Origin of the sequence: Streptomyces sp. 13-12-16 (assembly GCF_002114215.1) — a bacterium.
Lineage (GTDB): Bacteria > Actinomycetota > Actinomycetes > Streptomycetales > Streptomycetaceae > Streptomyces.
Window position 1 is genome coordinate 1 of the sequence record NZ_NCTE01000152.1, and the last position, 683, is coordinate 683.

At 74.7% G+C, this 683-nt stretch carries 1 protein-coding gene; it reads left to right on the forward strand.

The window, feature by feature from the left end; translation table 11 throughout:
• Positions 1 to 240: 240 nt before the first annotated feature.
• On the forward strand, positions 241 to 683 hold a 443-nt coding region (locus B7767_RS07190), incomplete at its 3' end, for a TIGR04222 domain-containing membrane protein (protein WP_143652257.1).

Here is a 683-nt window from a genome sequence, read left to right on the forward strand (position 1 = left end):
ACGGCCCGAGGACACGTCGGCGCGGCGCGCGTTGCGGGAGTGGTGGCTGGAGCGGTCGGGGTCGAAGCCGCGTTCGCGCAGGCCGGCGGTGCGGCTGGCGCGGGCCACCCGGCGGGTGTTGCTGCGGCGTTGACCGCCGGCGCCCGACAATCCAAGCGGAACGTCACATACCGACAACACTCCGTCCCGGATCGTGAACAAGGCATGGTGTTGTCGCGACCGCGCGCTTACAAACAACTCATGTTCTGGGTCCCTCTTCTGCTCCTGGCCTGGGCCGTCGCCGGCGTGGCGTGCCTGCGGCTGTGTCTGGCCGCCGTGCGCGGTGCCGCCGTGGCCGGCTCCGACGCGGGGGCGGGGCGCGATCTGACGCTGTACGAGGCCGCGTTCCTGTCCGGCGGCCCCGGGCGGGTCGCCGACGTCACACTCGTCGCGATGGCCCGTCAGCGGAGGCTGCTCCTCGCGCACACCGGCTGGGCCACGGTGGTCGATCCGCGCGGGCGGGACGAGATGGAGCGGTCGGTGATAGGGGCGATAGGACCCCAGGGGCAGTCGCCCCTCGCGCCGGTGCGGGCCGCCGCGGCGACCGCGGACGCCGTGCGCGGGATCGCCGAACGGCTGGTCGGCGCCGGGCTGGCGGTGCCCGACGGCTCCGGTACGACCGTCGCGGAGGCGGTACGGCAGGT